This window comes from Bradyrhizobium sp. (assembly GCF_035309285.1).
In the GTDB taxonomy this organism is placed as follows: Bacteria; Pseudomonadota; Alphaproteobacteria; order Rhizobiales; family Xanthobacteraceae; genus Bradyrhizobium.
In genome coordinates this window covers 22,926-39,123 of record NZ_DATGFH010000101.1, presented here as the reverse complement: position 1 = coordinate 39,123, position 16,198 = coordinate 22,926, and the positions used below count along the sequence as shown (strand labels likewise).

Sequence of the window (16,198 nt, the reverse complement as noted above, 5' to 3'; positions counted from 1 at the left end):
CGACTTTCTGTCAATTGAGAGCGGTCGCGCAACCGCTATTTTGCAGTGCGGGTTTGCTTGACAGCGCGAGAGGCAAATTATCAAATCGCCCTCGCGGCTCCGCGCGATTTGACAAGACGTCAGACCGGGCGACCGCCAACAAATCTTGGGGAGGAGACGGTGGACCGCAGACACGTTCTGAAGACCGGTGCTGCCGCGGCTGCGGCGACGCTTTTCGCGCCCGCTTACCTGCGCGCTCAATCCAACAAGAAGCTCAGCATCCTGACCTGGAACATCGCCGACCAGGAAGCGCTGTTCAAGGAAGAGTTCGCCGAGTTCAAGGCCGCCCATCCCGGCGTCGAGATCGAATGGCTCGACAAGAAGGGCCCTGATGTGCCGGCCTTCTACCAGACCCAGCTTGTGGCCGGCACTGCGCCCGACATCGTCGATTTGCAGGGCGAGATCTGGGTCGAATGGGCCGCCAACGGCGCTCTGCTCGACATTACTCCCTATTTCCAGGCTGACCCCGAGTTCCCGAAACTCTTCAATACCGACTACCTGTCGAGCTGGATCTATAACAAGAAGAACTACCTGGTTCCCTTCTACATCGCCAAGACGCTGCTGTTCTACAACAAGCTCATGTTCAAGGACGCCGGCCTTTCCGCGCCACCCACCAGCTTCGACGAGATCATCAAATTCTCCGAGTCGATGGCGAAAGCCGAAAAGACCGGCTTCATCACGCTGAATTTCGACTGGCTCTATTGGCCGCTCATGAAGATGAACGGCATCGAGCTGTTGACGCCGGACCTCAAGAAGCCCGCCTTCAACACGCCGGAGGCGGCCGCCGTGGTCGACCGCCTGGCGAAAGCGACGGCGTCGGGCGGCATCAACAAGATTTCCTGGACCGGGCGCTGGGTGGAACCGAACGGTGCGTTCTCCAGCGGCACCGTCGGCATGATGCACGCCCATTCGTCGGCCTATTTCTTCGTCAAGGGCCAGGGCCGCTGGATCAATCGCGACACGCTCGGGGTTGCACAGGCGCCCGGCAACTGGTCGACGCCGACCAATCACGGCTTCGCCATCTCCAAGAGCTCGAAGAATCCGGAGTTGGCCTTTGCGCTGATCAAGCTGATGACCGGCAACAAATGGGCGACCAAATTCGCCACAACCCGCCGCATCCTCACCGCCAATCTCGTCGCCGACAAGGCCTGCCTCGCCTCGCTGGAGAATGAAGATCCGGTGGCGCACGCGGTGCTGCAGACGCAGCTCGAGCACACCGACAAGCTGACCGGCAATTGGCCGCTCGCCAACGACGCGGAGATCAAGGACGCGTTCTGGCCTGAGCTGCAGAACGGTCTGCTCGGCCGCAAGGATGCCAAGACTGCGCTCGCGGCCGCCGAGCGCGCGGTAACCCGCGTGCTGCGCCGGTCGTGATCGAAGCGGCGGCGAAGGCCAAGACCGGCGGCCCGGTGCTGCGCCGGTCCACGCGCCGCGCCATCCTGATCTGGGCGTTCCTCGCGCCGTCGCTTCTGATCTTCCTGCTCTACCGCATCCTGCCGCTCGCCTGGAACGTCGTGCTGTCGTTCGAGGCCTGGTCGCCGCTGAAGCCTGCGGTGTTCATCGGGCTCGACAATTATCAGGAGATGCTGTTCGACGACGACGTGTTCTGGCAATCGCTCTGGAACACGATCGGCCTGATCTCCTCCGCGCCGATCGGCATTGCGCTCGCGCTTGGGCTTGCGCTGCTCGTCGACAGTGAGATACGCGGCCGCGAAATCTATCGCACCATCATCTTCCTGTCCTATCCCTTGATGACGGTTGCAGTTGCGATCATCTGGCGCTGGATGTTCGACGAGCGGGTCGGCCTCATCAACTATGTCGCGCGGTCGCTCCATCTGGTCGATACGCCGATCCCGTTCCTCAACTCCTTCACCTGGGCGCTGCCGTCGGTGATCGTCGCCAATATCTGGCAGATGCTCGGCTTCTACATGGTCATCATCCTGAGCGGCCTGCAGACCATCCCGCGCAACCTCTACGAGGCCGCCGGCATCGACGGCGCCAACGCCTTCCACCGCTTCATCCGCATCACCGTGCCGCTTCTGAAACCATCGCTGTTCCTCTGCTTCGTGATCGGCATGCTCAATTCAGTGACCAGCTTCGACCTCGTCTATGTCATGACGGGCGGCGGCCCCGGGCGCGCGACCGAAATCCTGATCACCTACATCTACAAGCTCGGCTTCAACCAGACCCGGTTCGACTACGCCGCCGCGGTCACCGTGACGTTCTTCATCCTGCTGTTGGGCATTACCTACCTTGCCAACCGCCTGTCCGGCGGCAACGCCGGCGCCGTGGAGCGGGACTGATGCGGCAAAAGCGCACCTGGCCGATCCATCTTGCGCTGATCGCGGTCGGCGCGGTGATGTTGCTGCCGTTCTACTGGGTGCTCAAGACCTCGATCTCCGGCGACAACATCTTCGCCTATCCGCCGAGCGTCATCCCGCGCGATCCCAACCCCTTCTATTACGTCGACGTCTGGTACGCGATTCCGTTCGCGCGCTACTTCGTCAACAGCGTGATCGTCTCGGTCATGACCATCGCGGCCAATGTCGTGCTCAACGCCATGGCGGGCTACGCGCTGACCCAGACGTTCCGCGGCAAGAGCTTTGTGCTGCTGCTGTTCCTGTCCTGCATGATGATCCCGTTCCAGGCGACCATCATCCCGGCCTATCTGATCACCGGCAAGCTCGGCCTGCTCGATTCCTATCTTGGCCTGTCGCTGCCGCTGTTCTCCACCATCATCTGCATCTTCGTCTACAAGGCGAGCTTCGATGCGGTGCCGCGCTCCTTGATCGACGCGGCGCGTGTCGACGGCCTGTCGCAATGGACCATCATCTGGCGGGTGATGATCCCGCTGGCGCGTTCGGCGACCGCGACCAACGTGATCCTGTCGTTCATCTGGTCCTGGAACAATTTCATGTGGCCCTTGATCGTCACGCGCTCGCCGGAGATGCAGACGCTGCCGCTCGGGCTCGCGCGCTTCCTGTCGTATCAGGAGGATACGACAGGGGCGCTCTATGCCTTCTGCATCATGGTGCTGGCGCCGGGCCTGCTCCTGTTCCTGATGGCGCAGAGGGAATTCGTGCAGGGGCTGTCGGCGGGAGCGACCAAGGGATGAGCGGCTCTCCACGATCGGCGACGGTCCTGCGCGTGCTTCGCAATCGCTTTGTCTGGGTGCCGCTGCTGCTCTGCGTGCTGATCGCCGGCTGGAATGGCTGGGTCTTTACCCACGACCACGGCATCATCTCGGGCCGCGTTGTCGATGCCGACGACAAGCCGGTGCAAGGCGCGACTGTGCGGCTCTGGATCTTCGATTTCGCCACCTTTGTGGAGCACGCCTCGACTACGACCGCGGCGGACGGCTCTTTCCGCTTCACCGGCAACCCCTCGCACAACATCCAGCTCAGCGCCGACAAGCCGGACGCCGGCCGTTCCGAGCGAATCCCGATCAGGCTCTATTTCGCCTCGCAAGACCGCACGCTGAAGGAGCCCTTGCGGCTCGCAAAGTCAGACTGAGAGGCTGATCTCACCAGGGCAGCGGCTGATCGTTGTAGGTCACGAAGCTGCCGGTGTGATGGCGGCCGGCGCGATGGATCACGCCGCGCATGCCGGCGACGCTTTCACTGACCGGCACGCGGCCGCCCGGCTCGGTCGCGGCCCAGCCCGGATGCAGCGCCAGCACGCAAATTGCGCGCGGCGCAAGATCGACGGCGAGCGACTTCACGATCATGTTGAGGCCGGCTTTGCTCGAGCGATAGGCGTAGGAGCCGCCCGAATTGTTCGAGGCGATCGAGCCCATCCGGCTCGAGATGAACGCCATCACCTTCAATTCGCTGCGCGCGACGTGCTCGACAAAGCACTCGGCCATCTTCATCGGGCCGATCAGGTTGGTCTCCAGGATGCGCCGCCAGAGCGGATAATCGGTGGCGCCGAATGGCGGATGCGGCCGCGCGATGCCGGCATTGTTGAGGAGGATATCGATCGGCTCGGCCTTAAGGCGCGCCGCCAGCTTTTCGATCGCGGCATGGTCGGTCACGTCCAATCCAATGACTTCGACCTGACCGCGGATGGCGGCCGTTTCACTGGCGCTTGCGGGATCGAGGCAGGTCGCGATCACGCGATGGCCCTCGACGGCGTATTGCCGCGCGAATTCCACGCCAAGCCCACTGTCACAGCCGGTCACCAAAATCGTCGCCATCGTTCCTCGCTTGTTTCGTCGGGCCCGAACGACCCGTTACGGCAAGGCTTGTGGTAACATGGAGCGGCACGAGCGCGGGAAACGAAAACCTGGTCAACCATGAGAGCCGTAAAGCCGGTCCAGCCTATTCGCGCCGTCCGCGCCATCGGACGGATCATGCTCCGTCCTGCCCCCTCGATAGGCCAACTGCGGCTGTGGCTCTGGTTCGCACGGCAGAAGGCGAAAGAGAGGGCCGCGCCGTCTGCGCCAAGGCCCGACAGTGTTGGCTCTCATGAAGCCCGCGACGATTGGCAGCGCGAGGACGCGACGAATGCGCCGGCTGGCAATGCACATATCGACAAGCGCGTCTAGAGCGCACCGATTTGAGGACGGCGCGAAGCGCTATCGCGACTTGGCGGGCGGCGTGGTCTTGTCGGCGCCGCCGACCACCTCGGTCGGGAATACGCTCTCGTAAATCGCGCGGGCCTCCCGGATCAGCCGAGCTCGCTCTAGATCGGACTTCGAAACAAACCTTACGACTTCGCCCATGCGCGCTCCTTGGCGAGAGAGTTAAGGGTACGCCACACGCATGCGAACATCATGCCAGTCGTTCGCAAACTTGAACTGTAATACGCGAACCTTTCCCCGGAGTTTCAGGCAAGCTCCGGAGAACTACGGAACGAGCGCGTCATTCGTTCGCCGCCAAAAAATTCCGGCTCGTGCCGATAGTCGGCCCGACGCAACTTTAAGCAGCGCTTGACGAGCCTTGCATTTCGTGTTGTTCTCTTTTTGTTCTTATCAAGCTGAAGTTGCGTTTGGAGGCTTTCATGCAGGATGTTTGCACCGGTTCAGTCCGGCTGGTCTTTCACAATGACGACAAGACGCCGGTGGAGTTTGTCATTTCCCTGCTCCGCGACGTGTTCGGCAGGACCGAGCGCGACGCCACCGCATTCGCTTCGCAGATCAATCGGCAAGGCAAGGGTGTGTGTGGTCCCTATCCCCCGCCGGTCGCCAGGGCATTGCTGGAGGAAGCAGAGCAGCGCATTCAAGATGCGGGGCATCCCTTGCAGATCACCAGCGCAGATGCCGCAGACACCTCCGACGAGGAAGACGTCGCGTTCACTCATGCCTATGAGGCCCTTGATTGGCATTTCGCCGGCACGCCGGCGAGCGCGCTGGTGACCGTGCTGCGGCAGTTCCCACTGCACATGCAGGCCGACGTCCAGGTCGCGCTGGACAAGCTGTTCTCCTCGCCGCTTGGCTTCTTCGGTCTTCATGAAGAGTATCGCGACGACCTTGAATTCGCGCAGCTTCTGAGGGACGGCCGGCGCGCGCAAGCGCTGGCGCCGCCGCAATACCTCGAAGTCGACATCGGCGAGAGCGCGCCGGTGAAATGCCTGCGCAACGGATTATGGCTCGCCCGGCATGGCGAGCTCCCCTATGCCGTCGTGCTCTCGCGCTTCCGGGAATACAGACCGGACCCCGCGCTCCGCATCGAGATCGCCGTGCCCGCAGGACCCGCGGGCGAACGCTTCGCCGAGCGCTGTTTTGCCGAACTGGAAGAAGCGGTGGGCGCGGCGCGGTCCTATCGCGGCAAGATCCTTTCCTTCGACAGTGATGACAACTATGGCGGACGGTTGACGGGCATCATGGTGCACCGGCTTGCACCGGTCGAGCGCGAGCAGGTCATCCTGCCCGAGCAGACCCTCAAATTGCTCGATCGTAATGTGTTGCGCTTCATCGAGTGGCGGGACGCGCTGCGCTCGTTCGGCCAGTCGACGCGCAAGGGTATCCTGCTCTACGGGCCACCCGGCACCGGCAAGACCCACACCATCCGCTATCTCGCGACCAATTTGCCCGGCCATACTACGCTGATCATTACCGCCGCACAGGTTGCGCTGCTCGGCCCCTATATGAGTCTGGCGCGTCTGCTGCAGCCGGCGATGGTGGTGATCGAGGACGTCGATCTGATCGCGCGGGATCGCAACGAGATGGGCGGACCTTGCGAGGAATCGCTGCTCAACAAGCTGCTCAATGAAATGGACGGGCTGAAAGAGGATGCGGACATCCTGTTCGTCCTCACCACCAATCGCCCGGAGGAGCTGGAGAGTGCGCTGGCCGGGCGGCCTGGCCGTGTCGATCAGGCGATCGAGGTGCCGCTGCCCGACGATACCGGCCGCCGCAAGCTGGTGCGACTCTATGGCAAGGGACTGCCGCTTGATGCCGCGGTCATCGAAGACGCCGTGCGCCGCACGAAAGGCGTCAGCGCCGCCTTCATCAAGGAGCTGATGCGGCGGATCGCGCAAGGCGCCATCGCGCGCGATGCCGGCAAGTCGGTGACGTCTGGTGACATCGACGAAGCGCTGAACGACATGCTGTTTGCCGGCGGGCGACTCAATGTGAAATTGCTCGGCGGCGCGCAGGAGATGGCCGCGGAATAACACCGGCCGTGGGCGCCAGGCGGCCAAACCGGGGGTGAAAATGGTTGCCAGCGACAGCTTTGCGGAGTTCCTTCGCGAGCAGCTCGCCCCGCTCGGCCATGTCACCATGCGACGCATGTTCGGAAAGACCGGCGTGTTTTGCGACGGCCTGATGCTCGCCATGGTGCGGGATGACGCGCTCTACTTTCGCGTCGACGACGACAACCGTGCGATCTTCAAGGAAGCCGAAGTCTTCCCGCCGCTCAACTACGCGAAAAAGGGCGGCACCATCGACCTCGCCTTCTGGCGCGCGCCGGAGCGCTTGTTCGACGAGCCGGATGAATTTGTCACGTGGGCACGGGCCGCATTGGCGGCGGCGCGGCGGGTTGCCGCGAAGCGCGAACGGGTAGCGCCGACGCGGAAATCCAAAGCGCGGCGAAAGTAAGCGGCGCCCTCGCTACTTCCAGCCTTCACGCTTGACATCGCCTTGGTATCGCTATTGAATTGAATTCAATTCAGTAGCCTGAGGCGAGAATGGCTGTTTCGAGCATGGGGACGCGGGAACGACTCATCCGCGCGGCCCAGGACGAGCTCATTCACTGCCACGGACACCTGGAAATGCAGGCCGTCGCAAAGCGTGCGCGGGTCTCGGTCGGGCTCGCCTATCATCACTTCGGGTCGAAGGCCGGTTTGATCGCCGCCGTTGTCGAGGAATTCTACAGCCGCCTCGATGCGGCGGTGTTCAGTGGCGCCAGGCTCACGTCGAAGATCTGGGCAAACAGGGAAAGGGAACGGATCGCTGCCTACATCGCGTTCCACTATGCTGATCCTTTCGCCCCCCTCGTCATCGGGCCATTGAGCCGCGCGCCTGAAGTGCTGGACGTCGAGATCGCTTTCACCAACCGGCAGCTTGCGGCGGGTGCCCTGATGCTCAAGACCGCGCAGCGTGACGGCATCGTTCCTGCCGACATCGATCCTGATCTCACCATCGCGCTGATGATCGGCGGAATCCGCCAGGCGCTGATCGGTGCCCTGATACGTGAACAACGACCCGATCCGGAGAAGCTCACCAACGACATCTGGGCCTTCATGGCGGCGGCGCTGCGCCTGAACACGCGTCCGGACAGCCCCTGCAGCAAGGTTGTCCGACGTTCACCCCGCTAATCCGCTTCACGAAAGGTCATGCTATCTTGTTGTCCCACCCGCACAAATTTCATGCCCCGCAATCGTCCTACACGCAGGACGATCTGCTCAACTCAGGCCAGGGCGGCTATTTCGGCCCGGGCAACGCGCAATTGCCGGCGCCGCCCATGCTGATGATGGACCGCATCACGGAGATCAGCGCGGACGGCGGCGTCTTCGGAAAGGGCCATATCATTGCAGAGCAGGACATCGCGCCGGGCCTTTGGTTCTTCGCCTATCACTTTCCCGGCGATCCGGTGATGCCGGGATGCCTTGGTTTGGACGCCATGTGGCAGATCATCGGCTTCTGGCTTGGCTGGTCGGGCTCGCCGGGCAAGGGCCGCGCCGTTGGCGTCGGCCACGTGAAGTTCAAGGGGCACATCACGCCGGACATCCGCCGCGTGCGCTACGAAGTCGACATGCGTCAGGTCAGGCGCGGCAAGCTCGCCATGGGAATTGCGGACGGCCGCGTGCTGGCCGATGAGGCCTGCGTCTATCTTGCGAAGGACATGAGGGTCGGTCTGATCACGTCGCCGACTTGACATGAAATCCTGGAAATAGGGCACCGCGCCTTGGGGGAACCGCAACCTTCTCGCTACTCGTGAGTTAATACGACGGCTGGGGCTCGCGAGGGACGTGAGAGCGAGCCATGCAATCGCTGTCGGTTGGCGACCTGTGTCTTGTTTGCGCGATCACAGGTACCGCATTCCTGTTCGAGGTCGGGATCTTCCTTGTCCTGGGAATGATCTGATGTCACGCGCGCCAGCATGACCGTCGCGCACAGCGGGCAGCGCACCACCATGATGCCGACGCTTACGCAACGCGTGCGCGCGCCTCGATCGAGATGCCATCGATGTCGCCTTCCTAGGCGGGATTGGCACTTTGGAGAGATCCTCTTTCGTCAAAACTGACGCGCGTCCCGCGCGGAAACGCCCGGCCGGCAAGGACGTGCTCGCGCGCCAGCACGGCAACCGCCAGGCGCCCGTTCCGGTGGAAGTTCAGGGCCCAATGCAAATCCCTGCCGCTGCCGCAGGGAATGCCATCGATATCGAGGTCCCTTGCCAAATGGAGAACGCTGACGCGCTGGTTGGGGTGAAACCACACCACCGTGCCGCCAAGGCAAGGCCGGCCGTCGATCTCCTGATCCGCGCCTAATTTCACGTCGTTGAGGCGCCCATCCTCGCGTCCGCGGTAGAAACGGAATTCGGAGTTCGCGGCGAATCGCCGTGTACCGAAAAGCCACTCGCGCGATAGCGTGCCGCTGATGAGGTCACCCTTGCGGTCGAACCAGGCCTCGCCGCGGCACGGGATGCCGGCAATGTCGACGTCCTCCTTGAACGTGACGCCCCAGGGCCGGCCATCCGCCCATCGCTTGCTGACCTCGTAAGCGTCCTCCGGCAGCGTTGCCAGCACGCCCTTTGGCGCGGCGGCGCGAACGTTCGATGCAGCTTCAGCAATCCCCGGCGGCTTGCGCGCGCGACGAATCTCGTTCGCGGCGGCGGCCCTCAGATTCACCGGGTCTAAACCGGACAATTCGCCCCACACCACGTTGATCGGCATGACAGGATCATACAGCGCGCCCACGAGATACGGGTGCGGGTGCAGATGGTCCGCAGCGATCTCCCAACGCCCGTGAATGCGGAGCTTCATGACTTCGCCGACATAGACGACGAGGTGATCATAGAGCTCTTGCTGCGCGCGCTCGACGCCGAGGCCTTCGACGTATTCGGAAACGAGATCGAGGCTCTTGTAGGAGAGATCGAGATCGTCCGGCGTCCGCGCCATCGCCGCACGAAGTTTGGCGAGCAGGACGTCGATGCTGGATATCAGCCGGTCATTGAGCTGCGAATAATAGGCCCAGTGGCTGACCGAGCTTTGGCGCCCATGTTGCGCGTCTTCGTCGACCTTCGCCGTCCAGCGCACAAATCGACGAAAATCCTCGCCCGCATAGATATCGCCCTTCCCGCCCAATCCCGAGACTTCGTCGAACACCAGCAGGAAGCGGTCGCCCGACAGTTCGTACACGCGCGGGCGAAACACCGCGTCATCGAGCGCCGCCGTCAGGTCGGAGCGAAGCTGAGCACCCGATGCGATCAGCTCCTGGACCTGGCGTTTGGTCAAACGCCGTTCGTTGAGGGTTTTCTTGCGCGCCATCCGCCAACACCTCGTATCCAGCGGCCGATACTGGATCGCCCGGTCCGATCGGGCGAGGTGGTCATAGCGCGGCTCGTTGGCGGCTCTGTGGCCAACCCGCACCCGGCGAGGCAACGACTCAAAAATACGGGCCGACTTCACCCGCTTTCGGGGTCGGCGTGGACATGGACCGGTACTTGAGGACCCTCGCGCGCCCGGCCGATAGCCTCGTACCAAACCGCTTGCATTTCTGAGACCGAAGTCATGGATGTTGCCTCGGATGGGCGATGAAGAGCCAGGGTATGACGACCTCGTTCGTTCAAATATGCCAAGCGACTGGATAATTCACGATCGGCGTGAATCCGACGCCAACTGTTTCCGCGTCCCGGCGAGCGTTCACGACCATTTCCTTAAGACTGTCCAACTGCTGGGCATGGGCATCGCTCTCCCATAGGCTTACATGCACCATCGAACCTGTCGGCGAAGCGCCCGCGAAATACGCGGCAAGACCGGAAAGACGATTGATCGCCGGGATCAGGTAGGTCCCGGTATCGCGATTCATGCGGTCCACTTCCGCAAAGCGCGCAGGATCGAAATCGGCGCGGGAAACGCGGATAACGGAGGTCGGCGGAAGAACGAGCGTCATGGTCGGATTCCTCGGTTGCTGGTCAACTCGGCGGGCTGCGCACGAAGCCGATGTTCCCAGAACTGACTTCGTTTGACCGCTCCCGCCCGCAAGTCCCCCAATATCAATGCGTCGAAGATAGAGCGCGGAATCCAGCCGTTGAAATTGCGGTTGTTTGGTGTTGCTATCCATTTCATGGATAGCAACAAGGTCGATCTCAACCTCTTGGTCGCGCTCGACGCGCTCTTGGCCGAGCGCAACGTCACGCGGGCGGCTAGCCGGCTCGGTCTGAGCCAGCCGGCGCTGAGCGCGCAGCTTGCGCGGCTGCGCGATCTCTTCGGCGACCCGCTGTTTTTGCCGGCGCAGCGCGGCGTGACACCGACTGCGCGAGCGATAGAACTTGAAGCGCCGGTGCGACGGGCACTCGACCAGGTGCGCGATGTGCTGGCACGGGGACGCGGCTTCGATCCCGCGATCGCCGACCTCACCGTCGCGATCGCCTGCTCTGACTATGTGCAGGTCGCCGTCATCGCCCCGCTGGCGCTCGACCTGCGCGTCAGCGCGCCGAAACTGCGGATCGCCATCCGCCAGCTCGATGGCAACCTGCTGGGCCAGCAGATGGAGGCGGGGGTTGTCGACCTGGCCGTGATGACGCCCTCGACGGCGCCGCAGGCGCTACGTACACGACTGTTGTTCCACGAGCGCTATGTCACGATCGCGCGGCGGCGGCATCCGGGGGTGAAGGCAAAGCTGACGCTCGATGATTTCGTCGCGCTCGAGCATGTGGTGGTATCGCCGCGCGGCGGCGGCTTCGGCGGGCCGGTCGATACGGCCCTTGGCAAACTCGGGCGCAAGCGCCGCATCGCAGTATCGGCGGCGAGCTTCCTGTTCGTGCCCGAGTTCGTCGCCCGCTCCGACCTGATCGCGACTGTGCCGGAGCGGCTGGTGCGCGAGCGCGCCGAGCGCCTGCAGGTGCTGGAGCCGCCGCTTCCGGTCGAAGGCTTTACAATCGGCCTCGTGTGGCACGAGCGCTCCCACCAGCATCCCGCGCATCGGTGGGTAAGGGAGCGGGCGCGCACACTGTGCGGAGGCTGAAGCGGCGCTTCAACTCCACGCCGCCGCCCGGCGCAAGGAGCACCAGAGCGACGCGAAGCTACTGACGACTTTCGCTGGCTATCCTTTCCGAGAGAGGTGGCGCACCGCGCCCGATGAAGGTGGGCATTACGCGTTCGCCGTGGCGCCCTGATGTAGCGCTCCAGAATCCGCTGCGGCCAGCAAATACGCTCATTCGCGGCCCTGAGCGCTATAACTGCGTAGTGTCCTTTTGCTCAGGCAGCGAAGATGAAGCGTGTGCCCGTGTAGGAGCGCAGGAGCTTGTTCGGCATCTCGGCCTTGGCCATCTCGTAGAACGGCTCACCAGTGCAGTGCAGTGGAATGACGTAGTCGACGTCGATACCCTTTAGCGCTGTGATCGTGTCGCGCACATAGTCCTCCTTGTAGGGCGCGAGGTGGAAGCCGCCGATCACCGCATGAACCTTGTTGATGCCCGAAGCCGCTTGGGCTTGCTTGATTGCGTTGATCACCCCGCGATGGCTGCAAGAGGTCAACACGATCAACCCGCGGCCTTTTAGATTGAACGCGGTGGCAATCTCGTGCTGGAACTGGTCCGGGATAACCGCCTTCGTCCGCTCGTCCTCCGGAAGCTTGTCGGCATAGCATCCAATGCCGTGGTCCACGCCGATCTTCATGGCGCTGGGGGACAGCAGCTTCTCGAAGCTCGTCTGACCGATGTGGCCTGTAGTGAAGCCGTGATCGGCGACCAGTGCCGGTCCTTCTGCATAGGTTACCGCCACATTCGCGTTTTCGAGCGCTTTGCGATCAAGGGCTCCGAAATCGCCGCGGATCGGCGGGGCCGTCCATTCGCGCGAGCAGAATGCCTCCTCGCCGCCGACGTAGATCGGCAGCTTGGCTTTCAGCTTGCCGTTGTTTTGCTTTAGGAAGCCGGCGAGGCCGCCAAAATGATCGTAGTGACCGTGGCTCAAGACAAGGGCGTCAAGCGCGCCCGGATCGATGCCTACGAGATTGGCGTTGTTGACGAGCGCGTCCGGTGTGAAGCCGAAATCCATCAGGACATTTCGTGTTTCGGTGCCGCGCCGCGACTCGACGTGCATCGACAGTCCGAACTCACTGATCAGCGTTTTGCCGGGTGGCTTGCCAGGGCCGATGCCCCAGCCGAAGTGTTGGATCTCGACATCAGAAACCTTCCGGCTCGGCGCGACAGCGAATTGATAGCTGTCGACGACCACGCGCACTGCCACGCGATCGACCTCGGGAACTTTGCCGGCGATCATCTCCGCGCGTACCGGCCTCGCGCTGCCGAGCAGCGTCGTCACAATAGCGCTGAACAGGGCGGCACCGCCGCCGCACACCACATCCCGCCGATGAATTGCGTTGCACTGGCAAATTAACATGGTCCAATCCTCCCCTTGCGTGGCCTTTGCTGCCGCAAGGCGACACGTGGAAATACACTCCAGGGCGGAGGCGTTGGGTGCCGAACACGCCAGCGTCTGGCAGCCCGCACACCGAGGATCCGAGCCATGCTATCCCGCGCTGGACGCCCGGGCGAGTCGCATTCGGGACGAGCGAGACCAACGCAGCTTTGACGGCAAGATGATAGCGATAAGGTTGCTGCGGGCCGTCGAGGGTTCTAAGTGTTTGTCTACACAAGCGCCTAAGACCCTTCGCTAGCCAGGCCCGCAGGCGCATGCGGACCGAATCGGGCGGCGACCACCTGCGCGCTGGCCCAGCGCATTGAGGCGGACGTGAAAGAAGTTCGTATCATTGGGTCACAAAGCGTGCTGCTCTGCACGCTCGTCGCTGCTGAAAGCGCAAAAAACGGCAGGTTTTGGCGTGCCCGGTTCTGTACCGAAGTGGCGCGCCCGGAACGATTCGAACGTCCGACCCTCAGATTCGTAGTCTGATGCTCTATCCAGCTGAGCTACGGGCGCGTGTTTCGCCTGTGATCCGCGGGCTTTCCGCCCGCTTGCCATCCCGCGGAAACGTCGGGGAAGGCCGCGAAAGAGGGCTCTAGCTACCCGCTCCAAGGCCAATTGGCAAGGTCTGGAACGGGTCGCCCAGCATTCATTTGGGAGGCATTCCGGGGCACCGCTCGGCAGCGAGCCAAAATCCCGTGAACCACCTGGGATTCCTTGGCGGACGTCCCGGAATGACGAGCCCCGGCTACGCCCGCGCCCGTTCGTTGCGCACCGTCGTGAGTTCCACCGGACGGTCAGGGATGGCGATGCGGAAGGTCGCGCCGATCGTGCCCTCGACGAGGTGGATCTCGCCGCCATGAGCGCGCACAAGCTCGGCCGCGATCGCAAGTCCCAGCCCGCTGCCGCCGGGGCGGCCCGAACTCTGGAACGCCTCGAACAGATGCTCGCGCGACTTCTGCGGCAGGCCCGGGCCGGTATCGGAGACTTCGAGGATCGCGACCGCGCCTTCGCGCCGGCCGGTGACGCGGATCTGCATGCTGGCCGGATCGTTCTTCGGGTGGGTCTCCAGCGCCTGCGCGGCGTTGCGCACGAGGTTGAGCAGCACGCGGAAGAGGTGGTCCGGATCGGCATCGACGGAGAGCCCACGCTCGATCGCGGTGATCCAGGTGATCGAGGCGTCCGAAGCGAGCCCCGCGGTCTCCCGCACCTCGGCCACCACCGGCTCGATCGGGATCATGCGGCGGTCGGGCGCGGCTTCCTGGGCGCGGCCATAGGACAGGGTCGACTGGCAGAAGGCGATCGCCCGCTCCAGCGAGCGCATCAGTTTCGGCGCAAAGCGCTGCACTCTCGGGTCCGGCACTGTCGCAAGCTGATCCGACAAGAGCTGCGAGGACGCCAAAAGGTTGCGCAAATCGTGATTGATCTTGGACACGGCAAGGCCCAGCGCGGCCAGCCGGCTTTTCTGATTGAGCATCGACACCAGGTCGCGCTGCATGGCCGAAAGCTCGCGCTCGGCCACGCCGATCTCGTCGCCGCGCTGGCTCGGCACGATGATCCTGGCGGCGCTCTCCGGATCTTCATGGAACCCGACCATGCTGGCTGTCAGCCGCCGCATCGGCCGCACGAACAGGAAATGCAGGGCGATGTAGACGAGGCTCGCGGTCAGGACGCCGATACCGAGGCCAACCAGCAAGAGATTGCGCGAGAAGCGGTACATCGATTGCCGCAGCGGCCGCTCGTCGACCACGGTCTCGAGGAATTGCGCGCCGGCCGGCGCAGGTCCGATGATGCGAATCGTCTGGTTCCCGCTCTCGAGCAGCATCTGCAGCGAACCTGTGATTGCGTCCCATGCCGTCATTGCGCGGGTATCGATGTCATGGTCGATCGCGGCCGGCAGGTTGGCGCTCGCAAGCAACCGGCGCTGCTGGCCCATCTTGATCGCGACCGCGCGCGCGCCGATGCTGGTCAATATCTGCTGCGACAGCGAATCCGGCACCATGCCGAGCGGCGCCGCATCAAGCACCAGCGCTGCGGTGTTGGCCGCCGCCAAGCGGTCATTGAGCCGGTTGGTCCAGAAGTTGGCGATGGCGGGCACGTAAATCAGCAGGCAGGCGATCGCCACCAGCGGGATGGTCAGGAGAAAGAGCTTGCCGGATAGGCCTAGGCGGCGCGGCAGCGTGCCGCGCGGCGTCTCGGTCGTCGGCTGGTCGTCCGTTACTGACACGCTGTCTGCCTTCGCTGGCCCTGCCCCACAAGGATGCGATCCGCCGCCTCGCACGGTCAAATTACGGATCGCTAATGTCAGTCGTTACCGGCATTTAGGGACCGGGTGCCCGAACCGCCATGCTCGCCCACAAAAACACCGCAAAAACCGAACTATTCTGTCGAAATACGACGTTTCAAAGAAACGCGTCCAAAGGCCTTCCCAACGTTGACGAAAACCGGTCGCTCCCTTATAAGCCGCGCCAATTGTCAGGGATGACCCGGCTAGCCCCGGAGGCGGCTCTTTGGGGCCGGGAAACGGCCCGTTTCGGGCCGGTTGTCATTCGGACTTCCTCTCAGTCTTAACAGGCAGATTGCCCGGTCAGCGGAGAACGACCCCGTGAAGCGGACTTATCAACCCAGCAAACTGGTGCGCAAGCGCCGTCACGGCTTCCGCGCCCGCCTCGCCACTGCCGGCGGCCGCAAGGTCCTCGCCGCCCGCCGCGCGCGTGGCCGCAAACGCCTGAGTGCCTGAGGTCGGCACCTCCCCGGAGACCTTCATCATGGATCGGCTGAGGCAGCGGGCGGACTTCCTCGCCGTTGCCAATGGCGCGCGGGTCAACGCAGGAGCGTTTGCCCTGCAAGGCCGCCGCCGCGATGATTTGGGCCCGATCCGGGTCGGCTTTACCGTCACCAGGAAGAGCGGCACCGCGACCGAGCGCAACCGCATCCGCCGCCGCCTTCGCGAAGCCGTGAGGCGGATCGACGCCGTGGCGATGCAGCCTCACCATGACTATGTGCTGATCGGGCGCCGTGCCGCGCTCGCCTGCGACTTCAATACCATGCTCGACGACCTCCGCTCGGCGCTGAAACGCCTCGACCGGCAGGCCTCGAAACGCAAGCACCAACCGGACTGAACGACGAGATT

The 16,198-nt window shown here is 63.4% G+C and carries 18 protein-coding genes and 1 tRNA gene; 12 read left to right on the top strand and 7 right to left on the bottom strand.

All coding sequences use genetic code 11. The annotated features are described in order from the left end of the window. Positions 1–159: 159 nt before the first annotated feature. The 4 genes from VKR55_RS20205 to VKR55_RS20190 are packed head-to-tail and all read left to right on the top strand — an operon-like array spanning position 160 to position 3,552. Positions 160–1,413, top strand: coding sequence for an ABC transporter substrate-binding protein (locus VKR55_RS20205; RefSeq protein WP_324406065.1), 1,254 nt, complete (start codon positions 160–162; stop codon positions 1,411–1,413). Next, a complete protein-coding gene (locus VKR55_RS20200; RefSeq protein ID WP_324406063.1) occupies positions 1,410–2,342 on the top strand; it encodes a carbohydrate ABC transporter permease in 933 nt (310 codons plus the stop codon). The genes VKR55_RS20205 and VKR55_RS20200 overlap by 4 nt, the downstream gene beginning before the upstream one ends. Then, positions 2,342–3,154 (top strand): carbohydrate ABC transporter permease, encoded by an 813-nt coding sequence (locus VKR55_RS20195; RefSeq protein WP_324406061.1) that lies wholly within the window; start codon positions 2,342–2,344, stop codon positions 3,152–3,154. Before VKR55_RS20200 ends, VKR55_RS20195 begins: the two co-directional genes overlap by 1 nt. After that, on the top strand, positions 3,151–3,552 hold the full coding sequence (locus VKR55_RS20190) for a carboxypeptidase-like regulatory domain-containing protein (protein WP_324406060.1): 402 nt from the start codon (positions 3,151–3,153) through the stop codon (positions 3,550–3,552). The genes VKR55_RS20195 and VKR55_RS20190 overlap by 4 nt, the downstream gene beginning before the upstream one ends. Positions 3,553–3,562: 10 nt before the next feature. Here VKR55_RS20190 and VKR55_RS20185 read toward each other — a convergent pair whose 3' ends face one another. Next, a complete protein-coding gene (locus tag VKR55_RS20185; RefSeq protein WP_324406058.1) occupies positions 3,563–4,234 on the bottom strand; it encodes an SDR family oxidoreductase in 672 nt (223 codons plus the stop codon). 156 nt (positions 4,235–4,390) lie between these two features. On the opposite strand from VKR55_RS20185, the gene VKR55_RS20180 reads away from it, so the two are divergent. Then, positions 4,391–4,585, top strand: coding sequence for a hypothetical protein (locus VKR55_RS20180; protein WP_324406056.1), 195 nt, complete (start codon positions 4,391–4,393; stop codon positions 4,583–4,585). A 30-nt stretch (positions 4,586–4,615) separates the two neighbouring features. Here the strand turns inward: VKR55_RS20180 and VKR55_RS20175 are convergent, their stop codons facing one another. Next, a complete protein-coding gene (locus tag VKR55_RS20175; RefSeq protein ID WP_324406054.1) occupies positions 4,616–4,762 on the bottom strand; it encodes a hypothetical protein in 147 nt (48 codons plus the stop codon). Between the two features lie 278 nt (positions 4,763–5,040). Between VKR55_RS20175 and VKR55_RS20170 the strand changes: the two genes are divergently transcribed. From VKR55_RS20170 to fabA, 4 genes are all read left to right on the top strand, one after another. Then, complete coding sequence (locus VKR55_RS20170) at positions 5,041–6,654, top strand: ATP-dependent Clp protease adaptor ClpS (protein ID WP_324406053.1); 1,614 nt, start codon at positions 5,041–5,043, stop codon at positions 6,652–6,654. 40 nt (positions 6,655–6,694) lie between these two features. Next, positions 6,695–7,078 (top strand): TfoX/Sxy family protein, encoded by a 384-nt coding sequence (locus VKR55_RS20165; protein WP_324406051.1) that lies wholly within the window; start codon positions 6,695–6,697, stop codon positions 7,076–7,078. Between the two features lie 89 nt (positions 7,079–7,167). Further along, positions 7,168–7,797, top strand: coding sequence for a TetR/AcrR family transcriptional regulator (locus tag VKR55_RS20160; RefSeq protein WP_324406049.1), 630 nt, complete (start codon positions 7,168–7,170; stop codon positions 7,795–7,797). 29 nt (positions 7,798–7,826) lie between these two features. Then, positions 7,827–8,357: a bifunctional 3-hydroxydecanoyl-ACP dehydratase/trans-2-decenoyl-ACP isomerase gene (gene fabA / locus VKR55_RS20155; RefSeq protein ID WP_324406047.1), complete on the top strand. Its 531-nt coding sequence runs from the start codon at positions 7,827–7,829 to the stop codon at positions 8,355–8,357. Positions 8,358–8,679: 322 nt separating this feature from the next. Here the strand turns inward: fabA and VKR55_RS20150 are convergent, their stop codons facing one another. Continuing rightward, complete coding sequence (locus tag VKR55_RS20150) at positions 8,680–9,969, bottom strand: hypothetical protein (protein WP_324406046.1); 1,290 nt, start codon at positions 9,967–9,969, stop codon at positions 8,680–8,682. 298 nt (positions 9,970–10,267) lie between these two features. Then, on the bottom strand, positions 10,268–10,594 hold the full coding sequence (locus tag VKR55_RS20145; protein WP_324406044.1) for a hypothetical protein: 327 nt from the start codon (positions 10,592–10,594) through the stop codon (positions 10,268–10,270). Positions 10,595–10,768: 174 nt separating this feature from the next. Between VKR55_RS20145 and VKR55_RS20140 the strand changes: the two genes are divergently transcribed. Further along, entirely contained in the window at positions 10,769–11,668 is a 900-nt protein-coding gene (locus VKR55_RS20140) for a LysR family transcriptional regulator (RefSeq protein ID WP_324406043.1), read from the top strand. A gap of 233 nt (positions 11,669–11,901) precedes the next feature. Here the strand turns inward: VKR55_RS20140 and VKR55_RS20135 are convergent, their stop codons facing one another. From VKR55_RS20135 to VKR55_RS20125, 3 genes are all read right to left on the bottom strand, one after another. After that, positions 11,902–13,044, bottom strand: a complete 1,143-nt coding sequence (locus VKR55_RS20135; protein WP_324406041.1) for an MBL fold metallo-hydrolase — start codon at positions 13,042–13,044, stop codon at positions 11,902–11,904. Positions 13,045–13,504: 460 nt separating this feature from the next. Continuing rightward, positions 13,505–13,581: transfer RNA gene (locus tag VKR55_RS20130), tRNA-Arg, on the bottom strand. A 232-nt stretch (positions 13,582–13,813) separates the two neighbouring features. Beyond that, the gene (locus VKR55_RS20125) at positions 13,814–15,292 is read right to left on the bottom strand and encodes a sensor histidine kinase (protein ID WP_324406040.1); all 1,479 of its coding nucleotides are present in this window, start codon (positions 15,290–15,292) and stop codon (positions 13,814–13,816) included. Positions 15,293–15,670: 378 nt separating this feature from the next. Between VKR55_RS20125 and rpmH the strand changes: the two genes are divergently transcribed. Both rpmH and rnpA read left to right on the top strand, forming a co-directional pair. Beyond that, entirely contained in the window at positions 15,671–15,805 is a 135-nt protein-coding gene (rpmH, locus tag VKR55_RS20120) for a 50S ribosomal protein L34 (RefSeq protein ID WP_008542748.1), read from the top strand. A 28-nt stretch (positions 15,806–15,833) separates the two neighbouring features. Beyond that, a complete protein-coding gene (rnpA, locus tag VKR55_RS20115) occupies positions 15,834–16,187 on the top strand; it encodes a ribonuclease P protein component (protein WP_324405970.1) in 354 nt (117 codons plus the stop codon). Positions 16,188–16,198 lie beyond the last annotated feature (11 nt).

Bases quoted from the DNA above. Each gene is read 5' to 3' on its own strand.
- VKR55_RS20190 (WP_324406060.1), top strand. From the start codon at position 3,151: ATGAGCGGCTCTCCACGATCGGCGACGGTCCTGCGCGTGCTTCGCAAT.
- VKR55_RS20195 (WP_324406061.1), top strand. From the start codon at position 2,342: ATGCGGCAAAAGCGCACCTGGCCGATCCATCTTGCGCTGATCGCGGTC.
- VKR55_RS20150 (WP_324406046.1), bottom strand. From the start codon at position 9,969: ATGGCGCGCAAGAAAACCCTCAACGAACGGCGTTTGACCAAACGCCAG.
- rnpA (WP_324405970.1), top strand. From the start codon at position 15,834: ATGGATCGGCTGAGGCAGCGGGCGGACTTCCTCGCCGTTGCCAATGGC.
- VKR55_RS20175 (WP_324406054.1), bottom strand. From the start codon at position 4,762: ATGGGCGAAGTCGTAAGGTTTGTTTCGAAGTCCGATCTAGAGCGAGCT.
- VKR55_RS20145 (WP_324406044.1), bottom strand. From the start codon at position 10,594: ATGACGCTCGTTCTTCCGCCGACCTCCGTTATCCGCGTTTCCCGCGCC.
- VKR55_RS20135 (WP_324406041.1), bottom strand. From the start codon at position 13,044: ATGTTAATTTGCCAGTGCAACGCAATTCATCGGCGGGATGTGGTGTGC.
- VKR55_RS20180 (WP_324406056.1), top strand. From the start codon at position 4,391: ATGCTCCGTCCTGCCCCCTCGATAGGCCAACTGCGGCTGTGGCTCTGG.
- VKR55_RS20165 (WP_324406051.1), top strand. From the start codon at position 6,695: ATGGTTGCCAGCGACAGCTTTGCGGAGTTCCTTCGCGAGCAGCTCGCC.
- VKR55_RS20170 (WP_324406053.1), top strand. From the start codon at position 5,041: ATGCAGGATGTTTGCACCGGTTCAGTCCGGCTGGTCTTTCACAATGAC.
- VKR55_RS20160 (WP_324406049.1), top strand. From the start codon at position 7,168: ATGGCTGTTTCGAGCATGGGGACGCGGGAACGACTCATCCGCGCGGCC.
- VKR55_RS20140 (WP_324406043.1), top strand. From the start codon at position 10,769: ATGGATAGCAACAAGGTCGATCTCAACCTCTTGGTCGCGCTCGACGCG.
- VKR55_RS20185 (WP_324406058.1), bottom strand. From the start codon at position 4,234: ATGGCGACGATTTTGGTGACCGGCTGTGACAGTGGGCTTGGCGTGGAA.